The sequence below is a fragment of the Nostoc sp. FACHB-888 genome (assembly GCF_014696655.1).
GTDB lineage: Bacteria > Cyanobacteriota > Cyanobacteriia > Cyanobacteriales > Nostocaceae > Nostoc.
This window is the reverse complement of record NZ_JACJQM010000042.1, coordinates 1-17,390: the sequence shown is the minus strand read 5'-3', so window position 1 is coordinate 17,390 and position 17,390 is coordinate 1. Positions and strand designations below refer to the sequence as shown.

At 41.4% G+C, this 17,390-nt stretch carries 12 protein-coding genes; 9 read left to right on the top strand and 3 right to left on the bottom strand.

All coding sequences use genetic code 11. The features are described from left to right. Nucleotides 1-331 precede the first annotated feature (331 nt). The 4 genes from btpA (at nucleotide 332) to H6G26_RS22920 (ending at nucleotide 5,697) form a co-directional block, all read left to right on the top strand. Complete coding sequence (btpA, locus tag H6G26_RS22935; RefSeq protein ID WP_190731465.1) at nucleotides 332-1,180, top strand: photosystem I biogenesis protein BtpA; 849 nt, start codon at nucleotides 332-334, stop codon at nucleotides 1,178-1,180. A gap of 91 nt (nucleotides 1,181-1,271) precedes the next feature. Then, the gene (locus tag H6G26_RS22930) at nucleotides 1,272-2,255 is read left to right on the top strand and encodes a vitamin K epoxide reductase family protein (RefSeq protein WP_190731463.1); all 984 of its coding nucleotides are present in this window, start codon (nucleotides 1,272-1,274) and stop codon (nucleotides 2,253-2,255) included. A 420-nt stretch (nucleotides 2,256-2,675) separates the two neighbouring features. Beyond that, nucleotides 2,676-4,886, top strand: coding sequence for a CHASE2 domain-containing protein (locus tag H6G26_RS22925; RefSeq protein WP_190731461.1), 2,211 nt, complete (start codon nucleotides 2,676-2,678; stop codon nucleotides 4,884-4,886). A 652-nt stretch (nucleotides 4,887-5,538) separates the two neighbouring features. Continuing rightward, nucleotides 5,539-5,697 (top strand): hypothetical protein, encoded by a 159-nt coding sequence (locus H6G26_RS22920; protein ID WP_190731454.1) that lies wholly within the window; start codon nucleotides 5,539-5,541, stop codon nucleotides 5,695-5,697. A 56-nt stretch (nucleotides 5,698-5,753) separates the two neighbouring features. Here H6G26_RS22920 and nadB read toward each other — a convergent pair whose 3' ends face one another. The 3 genes from nadB to H6G26_RS22905 all read right to left on the bottom strand — a co-directional run bounded on the left by nadB (nucleotide 5,754) and on the right by H6G26_RS22905 (nucleotide 9,449). After that, on the bottom strand, nucleotides 5,754-7,430 hold the full coding sequence (gene nadB / locus H6G26_RS22915; protein WP_190731453.1) for an L-aspartate oxidase: 1,677 nt from the start codon (nucleotides 7,428-7,430) through the stop codon (nucleotides 5,754-5,756). Nucleotides 7,431-7,652: 222 nt separating this feature from the next. Continuing rightward, complete coding sequence (psbU, locus tag H6G26_RS22910) at nucleotides 7,653-8,078, bottom strand: photosystem II complex extrinsic protein PsbU (RefSeq protein WP_190731452.1); 426 nt, start codon at nucleotides 8,076-8,078, stop codon at nucleotides 7,653-7,655. 591 nt (nucleotides 8,079-8,669) lie between these two features. Continuing rightward, nucleotides 8,670-9,449 (bottom strand): DUF3120 domain-containing protein, encoded by a 780-nt coding sequence (locus tag H6G26_RS22905; protein WP_190731451.1) that lies wholly within the window; start codon nucleotides 9,447-9,449, stop codon nucleotides 8,670-8,672. A gap of 457 nt (nucleotides 9,450-9,906) precedes the next feature. On the opposite strand from H6G26_RS22905, the gene H6G26_RS22900 reads away from it, so the two are divergent. The 5 genes from H6G26_RS22900 to H6G26_RS22885 all read left to right on the top strand — a co-directional run bounded on the left by H6G26_RS22900 (nucleotide 9,907) and on the right by H6G26_RS22885 (nucleotide 17,215). Then, nucleotides 9,907-10,731, top strand: a complete 825-nt coding sequence (locus H6G26_RS22900; protein ID WP_190731450.1) for an undecaprenyl-diphosphate phosphatase — start codon at nucleotides 9,907-9,909, stop codon at nucleotides 10,729-10,731. Nucleotides 10,732-10,817: 86 nt separating this feature from the next. Beyond that, nucleotides 10,818-12,158, top strand: coding sequence for a TIGR03279 family radical SAM protein (locus tag H6G26_RS22895; RefSeq protein WP_190731449.1), 1,341 nt, complete (start codon nucleotides 10,818-10,820; stop codon nucleotides 12,156-12,158). Nucleotides 12,159-12,255: 97 nt separating this feature from the next. Next, nucleotides 12,256-15,057 (top strand): family 10 glycosylhydrolase, encoded by a 2,802-nt coding sequence (locus H6G26_RS22890; protein WP_190731448.1) that lies wholly within the window; start codon nucleotides 12,256-12,258, stop codon nucleotides 15,055-15,057. A gap of 464 nt (nucleotides 15,058-15,521) precedes the next feature. Further along, nucleotides 15,522-15,740 (top strand): hypothetical protein, encoded by a 219-nt coding sequence (locus tag H6G26_RS42095; RefSeq protein WP_206757554.1) that lies wholly within the window; start codon nucleotides 15,522-15,524, stop codon nucleotides 15,738-15,740. 278 nt (nucleotides 15,741-16,018) lie between these two features. After that, a complete protein-coding gene (locus H6G26_RS22885) occupies nucleotides 16,019-17,215 on the top strand; it encodes an EAL domain-containing response regulator (protein ID WP_190731447.1) in 1,197 nt (398 codons plus the stop codon). The last annotated feature ends 175 nt before the right edge of the window (nucleotides 17,216-17,390 follow it).

Here is a 17,390-nt window from a genome sequence, read left to right as displayed (position 1 = left end):
ACCCTCAGGGAAATCGACGAAAGCGACTACGCTTATAAAGCAGTAATGCTAGCCTGGCGTTTGGCAAGTCCTACGACTGGGCGCGGACAAGATGCCTAAACCACGGAAAGCTGCCTTGCGTCTAGTGAGTGGCAAACTCCTCTTGTAGCCAAGTTTTATCTTAACATATCTTATGGGAGGTTTGAGGCCAATTTCCATCTGAGGAAGGAGGCAACAAACCGACCATCATAAAACACATTTGACTAGTTAATGAAAAAGTCAAGAGTCAAGGGTCATACATTCAATAGTCAAAAAATTCTAGACTCTGGACTCCGCGAGGCGGATTAAAGACGTGGACTTATATCAATTATTTAAAACTCGCTCACCGATTATTGGCGTGGTTCACCTGCTACCACTGCCGACCTCACCTCGTTGGGGAGGTAGCCTAAAAGCGGTGATTGACCGCGCCGAACAAGAAGCCGTCGCCCTGGCAAGTGGAGGGGTTGACGGGCTGATTGTGGAAAACTTTTTCGACGCGCCTTTTACCAAAAACCAAGTTGATCCCGTGGTTGTGAGTGCCATGACCATTGTGGTGCAACGGATACAAAACTTGCTGACTTTGCCTATAGGGTTAAATGTTTTGCGAAACGACGGCAAAAGTGCAATGGCGATCGCTAGCTGTGTGCAGGCGCAATTCATCCGGGTCAATGTTCTCACAGGGGTGATGGCAACCGACCAAGGATTAATTGAAGGAGAAGCCCATCAACTGCTCCGCTATCGACGGGAGTTAGGCTGCGATGTTAAAATCCTGGCCGATGTGTTAGTAAAGCACGCCCGCCCTTTGAGTTCTCCAAATCTCACAGTTGCTGTGAAAGACACTATTGAAAGGGGTTTAGCAGACGGAGTGATTTTATCTGGTTGGGCTACTGGTAGCCCTCCTAACTTAGAAGATTTGGAACTAGCTTGTGATGCAGCAGCTGGCACACCAGTATTCATCGGTAGTGGAGCCAATTGGGAAAATATTGATACATTGATGCAGGCAGCAGATGGTGTAATAGTTTCCAGTTCCCTGAAGCGTCACGGACGTATAGAGCAACCAATTGACCCAATTCGCGTCAGTCAATTTGTAGAAGCCGCACGTCGCAATTGGAACTCCAAAAGTGAAAGCAAATCAGCAGAACAAGTGAAGTTACATTCTTAAATGGGGCATGGGGAGAAATAATTAATACTCAATTGATCAATGCCCAATGCCCAATGCCCAATGCCCAATGCCCATTAACCAATAACAGTTTATGATTCGCCGCCGTTCTACTCCTTGGATTCATAAATGGTCACGTCCATTGATTGCCGCGATCGCTGGATGCGGTGCCTTGATCACAGGTTATCTCACCATAGAAAAGTTAACAGGAGGCAGTGCAGCTTGTGTAGCAGAGGCTGGTGCTAAGAGCTGTAATGATGTGCTTTCTAGCCCTTGGGCAACAGTTTTTGGTCAGCCATTAGCTTTGTTTGGGTTTTTGGCATATATCACTATGGTGATATTGGCTTTAGGTCCCTTGGTATTTAACTCATGGGAAAACAATAGCCGCAAACAATTGGAAAATTGGACATGGTGGCTGCTGCTGGCGGGAGCGATCGCAATGTCGGTTTTTAGCGGCTACTTAATGTACGTGCTCGCATCTCAAATCCAAGCTACTTGTCTTTACTGTATTGGTTCAGCTTTATTCTCCCTCAGTCTTTTGGTACTGACGATTATCGGTCGAACTTGGGAGGATATTGGACAAATATTATTTACCGCCCTTATTGTGGGGATGGTAACGCTGATTGGGACTTTAGGCGTCTATGCTGGCGTGAATCAATCAGATGTTACGTCTGGAACTCCTGGACAACCTGCAAAAATTACCTTTACTCCCAAGACAAATCCTAACCCAGCGTTCGGTTGGGAAGTTACCACCACTTCTGGTGAGGCCGAAATAGCCCTAGCTCGCCATCTAGCAAAAGTAGGCGCAAAGGAATACAGTGCTTACTGGTGTCCTCACTGCCATGAACAAAAGCTGCTTTTTGGTAAAGAAGCCGGAGAAATAATCAGCAATGATATTAAGGTAGAGTGCGCTCCCGATGGGCTAAAAGCTCAACCCGAACTGTGTAAAGCCGCAAAAATTGAAGGCTTCCCCACTTGGATTATCAATGGTGAGAGCTATAGCGGAGTCCAAAATTTAGAGGAACTAGCGAAAGTTTCTGGTTCCACGGGCCCTCGTAACTTCAAGTATTTCAGGTAATCGCCTTGAGAAAGCTTCATCTGCGCTTCTCAATGATTTGAAATGCTACATCGGAACATCGATGTAGTTCACATCCTATAGCCAACTGCATGAATACAGCAAAGTCTGTTTCCAGTTGGCTTTTTTGTTTTTGGTAATAGATAATAGCTATTGTCCAATACGCAATTACTAATTTTCCTGCGGCTTTTATCTTCAAATATCTCAAGCGGAAGGAAATTAATTAAGTATATTTACTTTACTACAATGTATAGTTTAATTTGTTATTACAGCAATTGGGAGCTACCTTGGGATGTAATCATGTCAGAGCCGAATCCAAAGGTGTATCTATTGAAAGCTATTTAGCTCCCGCTTGAGCTATGTTAGTCCGATAGTTAATAGCTTAAGGAAATAGAGAATATTTCTCGCCACTAGGTAATGGGAATGAATCAGCAGCTAGGCAAGCGTCTTGTGAAGTTAATCTTTGGACTGAAACAATCGCTTAGTCGAGGACACAGGGAGTTGATTACTGCTGCCAGCGTTGCAGTCTGCGTCCTGGTTTTGCACTCCATTGGATTATTGCAATCTTTGGAGTTGACAGCTTTGGATCAATTTTTTCGTTTACGTCCAAATGAACCGCCAGAAGAGCGTATTACAATCGTAGCGATTGATGAAACCGATTTAAAGCAAGTAGGTTCGTGGCCGATTCCAGATATAAATATTGCCCAGTTATTGCAAAAATTAAATGTCCACAAACCCCGTGCTATTGGCTTAGATATTTATAGAGATTTGTCAGTAGAGCCTGGTACTAAAGAACTTAATAAAGCTTATAAATCAATGCCCAACTTGATTGGTATTGAACTACTAGCAGAGGATGAAAATAAAAACATTAGGGTTTCACCTCCGCCGGGGCTAAATCAGGATCAAGTGGGCTTTAACAATGTTCTATATGATCTCGATGGTAAAGTACGTCGCAGTTTGTTGTATTTGCATCTTAATAATCAGCCACACGAAAGTTTTGCTCTGAAGTTGGCTTTATTGTATTTAAAGTCAGAGGGAATTATCCCCACTAATGCAAAAAATAACCCTGAGTATTTGCAATTGGGTAAGGCAGTATTTACTCCTTTTAAAGCTCATGATGATGGTTATGTGAAAGCTGGTAAGGAAGGCTACCAAATTTTGTCCAATTTTCCCAAACCCAAACCCAAATGTCAAAGTTCATCTAAAGAATTTTGTCATTTTCGTCAGGTATCGATGAGAGATGTACTGGCAGATAAAGTCAAAAAAAACTTGATTAAAAATCGGATTATACTCATTGGCTCCACTGCACCCAGTCTTAAAGATTTTTTCTTTATTCCCTACTCCAGCAGTCTAATGGGTAAGGCAATACCTGTACCTGGTATTCAACTGCAAGCTTATTTTATTAGTGAGTTAATATCAGCGGCTCTGCAAGGACGGCCCTTACTCAAGGTCTGTCCTGACTTAGTGGAATACTTGTGGATTTTTATCTGTTCTTATCTGGGAGCCGTGACCACATTGCGAATAGGACACGCAACAAAAAGCCTACTCAGCATTCTAGTTGGTTGTTTTATATTAACCCTGAGTGCGTATCTTGCTTTTTTGTCCGGTTGGTGGATACCGCTCATTCCCTCTCTGTTGAGCTTTGGCAGTTCAGCTATTTGGATGATCAGTCATATTGCCCATATGCAGGAAGAGTGGAAACGTTCCAAAGAATTTTTGTACCACGTAATCAATACAATTCCTGATCCAATTTTTGTGAAAAATGAACAACATCAGTGGATTGTTTTAAATGAGGCGTATTGTCAATTTATCGGTTATCCAAATAAGTTATTAATTGAAAAGTCAGACTATGACTTTTTCTCTAAACATGAAGCCGATGTGTTCCGACAACAGGATGATCTTGTTTTCCGAACTCAGCAACCCCAAGAACATGAAGAAGAATTTACAAATGCAGATGGACAGACTCATCAAATTGCTACTAAGCGATCGCTCCACAAAGATTCAGCTGGTAATTTATTTTTAGTTGGAGTCATCAGAGATATTACTCAGCGCAAGCTCATGGAAGAGCGGCTTAAACGTACTGCTGCTAAACTATTCCGCTCTAATAACGAATTAAAACTCAAAGAAGACCACTTGCGTCACTTAGCATATCACGACCCCCTGACAGGTCTATCCAATCGCAAGTTTTTTGCCGAACAACTTGACGAGTCGTTACAGTGGGCGCAACACAACAACCTATTGCTAGGGCTGCTGTTTATTGATTTAGATGGCTTTAAGCAAGTCAATGATACTCTGGGACACGAGACGGGCGATCGCTTGCTAATGACTATTGCGAGACGACTAAGCAACTCTTTACGCGCTAGTGATACAGTTTCTCGTTTGGGTGGCGATGAGTTTACTGTGATTTTACGGGCAATTCCTAATGTTCAAATAGCTGCTAAAGTCGCCGAAAAAATTTTAAACAGTATTACTAAGCCAATTGTTTTGGACGGCTATGCAATCCGAGTTTCTGCCAGTATTGGCATTAGTGTTTACCCATACAACAGTCAAGATAGTGAAACTTTGATTAAACAAGCAGATGCAGCAATGTATCGTGCCAAGCACCAGGGCAAAAATCGCTACGAATTTGCTTAATTAGCCAAGACTTAAGCTTTCAGACTTTTATTACTTTAGTCAATATTTTTATCTCACAACTAAGAAACTAACTGTGATAAGTGTTTTTACTCCCAAAAAATATACTTATGCTTCCTACTGGCATTACAGTATTTCGTAGTTTCATAGTTTTTTAAATCCTTTTAAAATAGCAATTTTGCTGTTTTCTATTTAAATATACTGAATACATACAAATCATATTATACAAATAAAGCAGCATTTTTAATATTTTTCTGAGCCTCGATATTCACTTAACATAGTGTTTATACTTAAAAGATTTAGATACATATTAATAAATAGGGATTTAGGCACAATCCTCACAGTCATTTATCAACATATCTAACTTTGGGCTGATGTAAAAACAACACATTAAGAATATCACTTAAGTATAAAGACTATTCAATACCACCATTTCTTCTAAACTAATAGTACTAATAGTAAGAATTTAATAAAGTTGAAATTTATTTTTCTAGTAAATAAGTAAATATACGGTAGAAAAATAAAAAATACATTTTTAAGTAAAAAAGTAGTAAATTTACCAAAACCTATGAAGGCTAATTTGCGAATCACAAAGTTTATAATATTCTGTATAGGGGCTTACATCCTAATACCGAAAATTGCAGCTTCCACAGGTATGTTCACTATTGCAAGTGCTAATACTTTTGGGGCTACTAGCAGCAATAGTTTAATTGCTCCTAAAGTTAACGATCAAAAGTTAAAAAACATAAAAGATATGTATATTCCACCAAATTATGGTGGCCCCAACAGTCAGCATGGTAGCGGCACTCGCTGATAGTAAAGTGCAATAAAAAGTCTAGTTGTCAATAGAAATCTATTGGGGAAACTTAATCAAGATAATAGTGGAGACTTCCACCAATGATGTTTTTGTACAAGTGTATGAACCTGCCAATTTGGATTTGGTTGAGGATAATCTAAACGGTAGTGTCCGCCTCGACTTTCGGTTCTAAAAGCAGCACTTTTGAGAATTAAATCAGCCACATCTAATAAATTCCGGGTTTCTGCCCAAAGTCTCAATTGCCGTTCAACATCTGGTATGTCAAAACTAGCTGGTTCTGCGGGACGTAAAGCAAGTAAGAATTGACTTAAAGGCAAGATAGCGAAATCTTGCTGCCAAGATTCAACAGTGGCGATCGCACTTTCCAATCTTGATTGCTCTCGACAAATACCAGCACTTTCCCAGACTAAACGTGGTAACTTTTCCCTGAGTGCTTCTAGCTGTGCCTGCTGGATGTGCCACTCACTAGGATCAGCACTAAATTTCTGTAATGGTAATAATCGTGTTTCTGACGGCAGCCCAATATTTTCTAACTCAATTTTGCCCATCTGGGCCCCAAACACAATACACTCCAGCAGGGAATTACTCGCAAGGCGATTTGCCCCATGCACGCCAGTACTAGCGGTTTCACCCACCGCGTACAAACCGCGAATATTCGTGCGATTCATTAGATCCGCGACAATCCCACCCATCCAGTAATGGGCAGCAGGCGCTACAGGAATTGGTTCATGAAAGACATCAATGCCCCAATACTGACAAACTTTGATGATGTTGGGAAAGCGGTGACGAATTTTCTCGGCGGGGATGGGGCGCATATCCAACCACACATGGGCAGTCGCCAAATCAACGGCGGTACGTTGTAAATGACTGAAAATTGCTCTACTGACAACATCTCTGGGTGCAAGTTCACCGGCAGGGTGATAGTCAAAAGCAAAACGCCGCCCTTCATTATCGATAAGGTGTGCGCCCTCGCCGCGTACAGCTTCGCTAATTAAAAAGTGATCGGCACCAGGTTTAGTGAGGGCTGTGGGGTGAAATTGCACAAATTCCAAATCGCGGAGGGTAGCCCCAGCGCGAGATGCGATCGCTACCCCATCACCTGTACTTACAGCCGGGTTAGTCGTTTGGGCAAATATTTGACCGCCGCCGCCAGTTGCCAGTATCACAGCACCAGCCTTTATCCATGTGATTTCACCTTGATAAAACAAGCTTATTCCCTGACAGCGACCACTTTCGGGTTCAATCCACAAGCTCAAAGCTAAAGCTTGCTGAATGACTTGAATATTCTGGCGACGTAATACTTGGGCCGTGAGGGTGGTGGTAACTTCCCTTCCTGTGGTGTCTGCGGCGTGAAGAACACGGTTGCGAGAATGGGCAGCTTCTAAAGTTAAAGCCAAGGCTTGACCATGACGGTCAAAAGCAACTCCCAAGTTAACTAGGGATTGAATGCAGTTAGGAGCAAGTTGGGCGAGAAATTCTACAGCAGTGCGATCGCACAAACCCGCACCTGCCCGCATCGTATCTTCAATGTGCAGCGTCGGAGAATCTTCTGGGGCAACTGCTGCGGCAATGCCACCTTGCGCCCAATCACTGGCAGACAAAGCAACAGTTTCTTTGGTAATCAAGCCGACTTGCAAAGACTCTGGTAGACACAACGCGGTGTATAGTCCAGCAGCACCAGCGCCGACTACTAGGACATCAAATTGGCTAGGAATATCTATCTGAGGCAAGGTAATGGTGAGGGGAGAGGGGGCAGGGGGCAGGGGGCAGGGGGCAGGGGGCAGGGGGCAGGGGGCAGGGGGTAAGAAAAAAGTTTTACTTTGTTTATCTGAATCTCCCTGATCTTCCTTGTCTTCCTTATCCTCCTTGTCCCCCCTTATCTTTAATAGAAGAATCCCACTCCCTAGAATCAGGAGTGGGCTACTATTTGCTACATTAACTGCAACGTGCAGTTATCTGTAGATGCCGTTGTTAAAGCGATCGTCTCCCTCGTTGAAGGCAGGTTCTAGTTCTGTCACGGTGAACTTATCCAAGTTCGCTTGCAGGGTTTGTTTCTGGCGATCGCTCAATCCTGGAAGATCCAATACATCCTCTACATTTTTGTAGGGAGCATTTGTAATGATTTTCTTAGCCAGGGTGGGATAAAGCCCTGGAAACTGTTGAAAAGCTCGGACGTTGGTATTATTCAAATCAATTTTTTTACCAAATTCGGTTCCTAGCTTCTTATCTGCTCGATTCTGCCGTTCAAGTGCCAGAATTGGGACTTGTGGAAAAGCAAAATTGAAACTAGCAGCTTGGGCTATCTGAGTTGTTCCCAGCCATCCCCAGCAACTAAGTAACAAACTAAACACTGTTAATAAACGCGCCAATCCTTTCACAATTTTCTACCTCTTTCCATCAAACAGAAACAAAAGTTTTAAGCTAACAGCAGCCATTAGTCATTAAGTCATCAGTCAAAGCGCCAAAGACAAAAGACAAAGGACAAACATAGAAGTCTGTAGACGCTTCTGCGGGAAGCCGCAGGGTGCGTCAGCTTCCGGCGAACAGAACTTCAAAGACAAAACCTGATAGCTTAATCAACACAGCAGTCATCAGAAACTAATATACAGCGTATTAATATCCACAATATTTGCCGTTACTGGGTTTGACTATACTTTTGCCAAAAATTTTTATTATGGGAAGAGTGCCCGCATAGCTGCAATAGGGTTCCATCCATTATCCTGGTAGCATTTCCAGCTAGACGAAATCTTTTTATGGTGGCTGATTCTACCTCTGAGCCAGATACGAAATTATCCGATGGCTAATACCGAAAACCCTAGCAAGAAGACTTGATGGTGATGGACTGTTATGTAATATTTCTTAACTAATTTATTATCTACAGCATCATTCTTGATGTGCTGTAGACTAGGCTGGAAAAAGTTTCGGTAAAGAAGCCTATACGCTTAGTGACTTCCTGCTTCCTGCCTTCTTTACGCTGCGATCGCAGCTAACAAAAATAGGCTGTCTACCAAAATTGTGCTTAAAACTGCCCCACTAAAGGCATACCAGTGTCTTTGCTTTAGACCTAAAGGTAAAATCCCGACTGTCAACAGGACTAAGGCAAGAATTATGGCCCAACTTTGTCCCCAAGGTGTTTGTACTTGCATCAGGGCATTATGTAATATTTGCCCTGCGCCATCTGCATCTACTCTCATAATTTGCCGCCAATAGGGCATCAAGTCTGCTGTATAGAAATATATGTCGGTTAAGACTGTACCTAGTAAAGAACCTAAATAAAACCAGTTACCTACTTTGCCCCAATTCTTCGCCAAACACCAGCAAGCAAACGGTAATCCTATAGACTCCACTGGCAGATGCCACGCAGGTTCCCAACGTAACCAGCCCCAGTAAATAGCTCCTGCTAACCAACTCCAGCTAAATCCTAAGAGTAAATCTCCCCATACATAAGTCGCAGGACGTGACATTAAGGTAAAACTTAGCCACACCCAAAATGCTGCCAGCGCTAAACTTAAGCTTGGTAGCGATCGCACTATTGGCGCTTCTACAAATACTGGTACTGTTACCAAAAACACAGCCGCCGCAAACACTAACCAAGTTTGTCGGGCCGAAATAGATAAGGGAAGAGACGGAGAACAGGAGAGTGTAGATTCCAATTGCCTAATACCCTTCTGCCCAGTAACAGTTAAATCTAACTCTGTATCAATAGAAGGGGTAGAAGCAGTGTAGGAAGACAGTGTATTATTAATCAAAGTTTTTAATATTTGTTACTAAACTTTATTTTATTTAAGATATCACATTTTAAAATCCCCCCCTGGGGGATTGCCCGGGGCATTGTAATTATACTGAAATTTCGAGGAGCGCTGGCGCAAACCAAACAAAACATTCTGTAGCAGCCTAATTCACTCAAGTTGCCTTATTTACAGAACTCCTCTGTAGTTCGCATTTACAAAGAACTACAGAGAGAGGGCAGGTAAATGTAACGGGTAAAAAGTCAATGGCATCAGTCCGCTAAATATTAAAGTTTGATGAATTGCCAAAATTTCGTTGACTTATTGAAGTGGGTGTAAGAACATGGCCAGCGTCTTGGATGGTGTTATTGATTTGGTAAAACGGAATTTTCTATAATATTGGGTGCAGCAAAAAGTATATAAATTAACATCACCAGCTAAGGAATGATTGTTTACAGCAGGAAAAAGGTATTAATTGATGGAGTTTATTCAAGCTTTTATTTTGGGTATTGTTCAAGGTATTACAGAGTTTTTGCCAATCAGCAGCACTGCACATCTTCTGATTGTGACAAAGCTATTTGGTTGGAAAGAACTAGGTTCTAAAGATTTTGTCGATGCAATTCAATTTGGCAGCGTTATAGCAATTGTGGGCTATTTTTGGTCGCTGATTTCTAATATTGTCAAAGGTGGAATTGAAGCAATAAAAGACAAAGACTGGCAACGTGAGGAGTGGAAAATTCTTGTCGGTATTGTAGTAGGAACAATGCCTGCCTTAATTTTCGGGTTTCTTTTGAAAGACGTTCTACCAGAGAGCGCATTAATTATTGCCATAATGTCAATTATCATGGCACTTTTACTAGCTTTGGCAGAAAAAGTTGGCACTCGCAAGCGAGATTTTAATTCATTGCAGATTCGGGATGGTATTTTAGTTGGATTAGGACAAACACTTGCTTTAATCCCGGGTGTTTCTCGTTCTGGCTCAACTTTGACGACTGCCTTATTTTTAGGATTAGAACGCGATACAGCAGCGAAATTCTCCTTTTTACTAGGGTTTCCAACTCTTACCATTGCAACGCTGTATAAAAGTTTAAAAATCTTCAAGTTATTTGAAGCCCAACAGTTGCCAGATAACATTGTTGGACTATTAATTGTAGGGATTATTTCAACCTTGATTTTTTCCTACCTATCAATTGCATTCTTAATCAAGTATTTAGCAACCAAAAACACTTTAGTTTTCGTTTGGTATAGATTAGCATTCGGCAGCGCTATTTTAGCTGCGATCACAGCAGGTTGGAAAGGATAATTACATAATAGTCATTAGTCATTAGCCATGAGTCCAAAGCAAATGACTAATGGCCAATGCGCCATACCCAATGCCCCATATACCCAATGAGTACCATTAATCCTGCCCGAATTACTAAGGTTCTTCCAGATTCAATAGCCGCAGAGATTGGCTTTGAGGCTGGTGATGCGATCGTTGCTATCAATGGTTCACGTCCCCGTGATTTAATTGATTATCAGTTTTTGTGTGCTGATGAAGTTTTAGAATTAGAAGTTTTAGACGCTGCTGGTAAAACTCATAGCCTAGAAATCGAAAAAGATTACGATCAAGACTTGGGGCTAGAATTTGAAACGGCCTTATTTGATGGCTTAATTCAGTGCAACAATCACTGTCCATTTTGCTTTATCGATCAACAGCCACCAGGTAAACGTACCACCTTGTACTTGAAAGATGATGATTACCGTCTGAGTTTTTTGTACGGCTCTTATCTTACCCTAACCAATTTGCCAGAACGAGAATGGCAGCGAATTGAGCAAATGCGCTTGTCTCCGTTGTATGTTTCTGTTCATGCTACAGAACCCGAAGTTAGAATTAGACTGCTAAAAAATCAGCGTGCAGGGCAAATCTTGCAACAACTCAAGTGGTTTCAACAAAGGCGACTACAAATTCATGCTCAAGTAGTTGTTTGCCCTAGCATAAATGATGGTAAACATCTAGAGCAAACTCTCAAAGATTTAGCATCCTTTCACACTGGTGAAGTGCCTACGGTGGAATCGATAGCAGTTGTACCAGTTGGGTTGACACGGTTTCGGCCTTCAGAAGACGAACTTATACCCGTTACTAGAGAAAAAGCCCAAGAAGTGATTTCCCAAGTGCAAATGCTCTCGCGGCAATTTCGTCAAAAATTCGCCTCAAGCGTTGTTTGGTTAGCCGATGAGTGGTTTTTGATTGCAGGTGAGGAATTACCCAGTGAATCTGAATATGAAGAATATCCCCAAATTGATAATGGAGTTGGTTCGATTCAATTATTTATTAAGCAATTCGCTACCGTTGCAGCAGAATTACTACCACCAAAGGTATATCCTCAGAGGAAGTTGACTTGGGTAGTGGGCAACGCTGTAGAAAAAGCATTTCAACCCATTTTGAAACGCCTAAATTCTGTTGAAGGTTTAGAAGTAAATATGCGTGCTTTATGTAGTGATTATTGGGGACAATCTATCAGTGTAACCGGATTACTAACTGGTCATGATTTGCTTTTAAATTTAGAAGGGCAAGATTTAGGTGATGGCATTCTGCTACCGAATGTGATGTTAAAACATGGAGAACTAGTGTTTTTAGATGATATGGGTATTGAGGAATTAGCTAGTAGATTAAATACAAAAATTTTTCCAGTAGCTGGAGTTGAAGATTTAGTTAAAAAATGTATTTTCAACTTTGTTCAAGTTTAGTGATCAAAGATCAGTCTTTTTCCGGAGGTAATTTATTGTTAGTCTGGATGATAAATAAGAAGTAATACCTAATAAATAATCCACTGGGGAGTCAGTAGTGAAGAATCAGGAAAAATATCATAAAAAGGCAAATTCACAAATCAAAAAAGCCGGATTCTTCATTTTAAGTTTTAACTTTTTAATTTTAAATAGTTTTAGTATTTTGCCAGTAACGGCGGCAACTGAAGAACCTGTATTGAGCGTAGTGCATAGCCAAGAAAATGCAAATCAATGGGTAGGGATCAGCGATCGCTTACAGGCAATGGGGGCAAAATATTGTGTAATTACCCTAGATAATGTAAAAAGTGTGGCAGATTGGGGCGATCGCCGAGTATTATTTTTGCCAAACGTCGAGACATTAACACCAACCCAAGCGATCGCTCTCGAAGAATGGATGAGTAAGGGAGGACGTTTGATTGCCAGTGGGCCTGTAGGTAGTCTGTCATCGCCAGGAGTGCGTCAGTTATTGCGATCGCTCTTGGGAGGTTATTGGGGATTCAGCCTTAGTGAAACAGAACAAATCAAACCTACAAAAACCAAAATCTCAGAATGGGCTAATCAAACAGAACTTTTTGGCAAAGTACGCGGCGGTGTTGTGATTCCTAATGAGATGGGCACTGAATCTCCTGCTGTTTGGAATTCCAAAGATAATCCTGCCGCAGTAGTAACAACTGAGCGTTCCACCTTTTTAGGCTGGCGCTGGGGAACAGATACAGCAACAGCCGCCGGATTAGATAATGCCTGGTTAAAAGCTGCTATCAATTACTATTTGACAGCGCCAGCACCATCGAATCGCATGAAAAAAGTAGCAGGAGGTTCCCCAAACTGTTCTACAACGGTGGCGGCTGCGCCGAGGAGACAGGGGGCAGGGGAGCAGAGGGGCAGTTCATCTCCCTCATCTCCCTCATCTCCTCCTCCTAAAACTGCCACTGCTCCCATAGCTAAACCGCTTCCTACAGTCAAACCTCCAAGTTCCCAAGAGGCTATTGACCAATTAGAACAAGCAGTGGGTCTGGATGTTGCACCTAACTCCAATGAGCCGATTGACAACAATCAAGCGATCGCTCTCCAGCAAGAGCTAGAAAATCTGATTGGTCGGGTAGAAAGCGCTCATTTGGCAGCGTCAGCCGATGCAGTTAACGAAAGCGTTGGAATATCTGAGGAAAAGCAATTCTCTAGGCATTTAGACACCTACGCCTCCCAGTCTGTCAAAGAGCAACCCACGCAATTGGCTTCAACTAAACTGGAAGCGCTAGGTATGAGTAAAGACCAAGCCTTAGTACAAGCAAGGGGAATTGCTAGAAACTTGCCCCAATTGATTGCCCAAAAAAACTACGCTTTGGCTCGTCAGCAGTGGCTAGTAGCAAAGACGATTTTGTGGCAGCAGTTTCCTGTTGATCAGAGACTCGCTCAACCAGAAATCCGAGCAGTTTGGTTAGACCGGGGAACGATTGTTCGTGCTGGTAACAAAGCAGGACTGTCCAAGATTTTTGATCGCCTAGCCCAAGCTGGGATTAATACCGTCTTCTTTGAAACTGTTAACGCTGGCTATACCATTTATCCGAGCCAAGTGGCAAAAGAGCAAAACCCATTAATTCGTGGGTGGGACCCACTGGCAGATGCGGTGAAATTAGCCCATGAGCGAGACATGGAATTACACGCGTGGGTTTGGACTTTTGCTGCTGGCAATCAACGGCACAATCAGATTATCAACGTTAATAGTAATTATCCAGGGCCAGTACTGGCGGCTCATCCCGATTGGGCAAACTATGATAACCTGGGCAACATGATTCCCGTCGGTCAGACTAAGCCATTCTTCGACCCAGCTAACCCCGAAGTGCGGCAGTACTTGCTCAAGCTGTATGAGGAAATTGTTACTCGCTATGACGTGGATGGTCTACAGCTAGACTATATTCGCTACCCTTTTCAAGATCCATCAGCAGGTCGAAGCTACGGCTATGGCAAAGCTGCAAGAGCGCAATTTCAGCAACTTACTGCTGTAGATCCAGTGAATATTTCCCCTAGCCAACCAGACTTGTGGCAAAAGTGGACGACATTTCGCACCGAGCAAGTTGATAGTTTTGTCGCCCAATTATCACGGCAGTTGAGACAAAAACAGCCGAATTTAATTTTGTCGGTTGCAGTATTTCCTTTGCCGGAACTAGAGCGGATTCAGAAAATTCAACAAAACTGGGAAACTTGGGCAAGACGGGGGGATGTAGATTTAATTGTTCCCATGACTTATGCTCTAGATACTTCTCGCTTCCAACGACTGGCCCAACCCTGGATCGCTTCTAAACAATTGGGATCTACCTTGTTGCTACCAGGAATCCGCTTACTTTCTTTACCAACAATTGGGGCATTCGATCAACTCCAGTTGGTAAGGGACTTGCCAGTTAGTGGTTATGCCCTCTTTGCCGCAGAGAACTTTAACAACGAGCTACAAAAACTCTTTATTAGCACCCAAGGTAGAGTTAAAGCCACGACATCCACTACAACTGAACCTATTCCTCACCGCCAGCCTTTTCAAACTGCCGCGATTCGTTACACTGCGCTGCAACGAGAATGGAAATTTGTTTTCCAAAATGACCAATTACAAAAACCAAATAAGACAATATCAGATTTTAATAACCAGGCAGAAGTTTTACGTAGTGCTTTAAATCAGCTTGGGGCTTCCCCTTCTTCTAGCAAGCTACTAATGGCTAGAGCCTCTCTAACCCGTTTCCAGTCTCAATTTCGGGCATTGATGAGCCAAGAGCTTAAGTCAAATTCTTATCAAGTCAAAGTTTGGGAAAATCGGCTTGTAACTATAGAAAGGCTATTACGTTACGGTGAACGGCGGTTGCAATTGCGCCCTTAGTGAAGAGGGAGTAGGGGAGGCAGGGAAGGCAAAAGAGTGTTATTGAGCAATAATTTTTTCTTCCCCTGCTTAAGAATTGTTCGCCTCAACAGATAACTTTCTCTTTTCCGAACCGTATTGGGGGAGAAGAACTATCGATTATTGGGCAATAGCCAATTTCCAACTAGCTAGATATAAGCTGGTTTGTAATTCTTAACACACCTTTTGTAGTGTTTATAACCTAAATATTACTACTTATTTAGCGTCAAAATATTGGAAAATCGAAGTAAAAAGCTTTAGATAACTACTTAAGTACAAATGGTTACTACTACGCGCTATAGTACTTAAAGATACGACAAGGCGAACCTGCCTACCTCATTGGAGTTTCTGTGGATAGTACCTCCTGTTTACAGGCAAAAGTATCATTTCGTGAGAGTTAAGGACGATTTAGCCCCATTTTCAAAGGTTCTTGCCAGTTTATCGGGTTGCTGACAACAGAGGGTATCGTGTTAGAAGCTAACCAAAAAGCATTCCACTTTGGAGAATTACAGCCACAAGATGTAGTTGAGTGTCCATATTGGGAAATCATATGGTGGACGTTACTTGTCAAGCAACAGTATCTGCAATACTTACTATCCTTCAGCCCAGCAGTAATTTACAACTGCAAGAGTTCTGCATATGGCAGTGGATTTATGATTTATTAGGAAAAATATTGTGGCTATCATGCGCTATCAAGCGCGCGAAATGCTGGAAGCTTCTAGCTTTTGGACTAGCGAACTCCATCCGTTATTGGAATCATTTTATCGCGCCGCGCCATTAATGTCGTTAATATACTAGGCATTGGATTAGAAATGGGAGTTTTAAAAAACTATATATATAGCTACTAAAGTTAAATATTTACATTTACCAAAACTATATAGAAGTTATATACAAAAATTATTGGTATTATCCCATAAAAATAAAACATGAATTGAGATAAGTTATGACCAAAATTTTAATAATAGAAGATCAAGAAGCCGTTCGTGAAAATATTTTGGATCTGTTAGAAGCTGAAGATTTTGAAACTATTGGTGCGGCTAATGGCAGAATTGGGGTAAATTTGGCTAGATCCGAAGTTCCCGATTTAATTCTTTGTGATATGATGATGCCACAACTTGACGGTTATGGCGTATTAAGAATATTACGGCAAGATCCAAGAACTGCAACAATTCCCTTCATTTTTCTGACTGCAAAATCTGCCAAATCTGACTTCCGCCAAGGTATGAATATGGGTGCTGATGATTATATAACTAAGCCTTTCACTCGTGCTGAGTTATTAAGTGCCATTATAAACAGATTGGAAAAGCACGCTACTTTAAAAAGGTATTTATCTCCTGCAAGTGTCATTAAAAACTTGTCTCCTAAGATGCAGCTATTAGAAATTAGCTTACACCGGGCTATCAAACAACATAATTTTCAAGAATTTGAAATTTATTATCAACCAATCATTGATATTGCTTCTGGTAAAATAGTAGCTGCTGAAAGTTTATTACGCTGGCAAAGCCCAGAATTAGGGCTGATTTACCCAACAGAATTTATTTCGTTAGCAGAGTCTACGGGTTTAATTGTTCCAATTGGTAAATGGGTATTAAAAAATGTATGTAAACAAATAAAAGGCTGGCGTGATGCCGGAATTTATTCTTTGACTGTTGCTGTTAATTTGTCAGTAATTGAATTTAATCAACCAGATTTTATTCATAGTATAGTTAATTTTATAGCTATGAATAACTTAGAACCAGATGACTTAGAGCTAGAATTAACTGAAAGCATGATTATGCAAGACGTAAATAGTGCGATCACTACTATGAGCAAATTGCAATCTTTGGGTATAAACATTGCAATTGATGATTTTGGTACAGGCTACTCTTCTTTGATTTACCTGAAAAATTTACCAATTAATACATTAAAAATCGACCGTTATTTTATTCATAATGTTGCTAAAGATTCACAAAAATCAGCCATTACTCAAGCATTAATTCAAATGGCTCACAATCTCAATCTAGATGTAATAGCTGAAGGTGTAGAGACGGAATCAGAACTGGCTTTTTTGCGCCAACACAACTGTAATTCTATGCAAGGTTTTTTATTTAGTCGTCCATTACCAGCAGCAGAATTTGAAAATTTTTTGTTAGCTAAATAAATGCTTATATGTATGAATATCGGGGATTGGACATTGAGAATAGGGAAGTAATTATTTTCCTAATACCTTAATAATAGACCTCTTGCAAAATTACTTTTATGTTATAGTCAAGGGTTTGCATTTTGGAATTGCTAAATTTAACTCATAGTTATAAATTGCTGCTAGTAAGTTACAA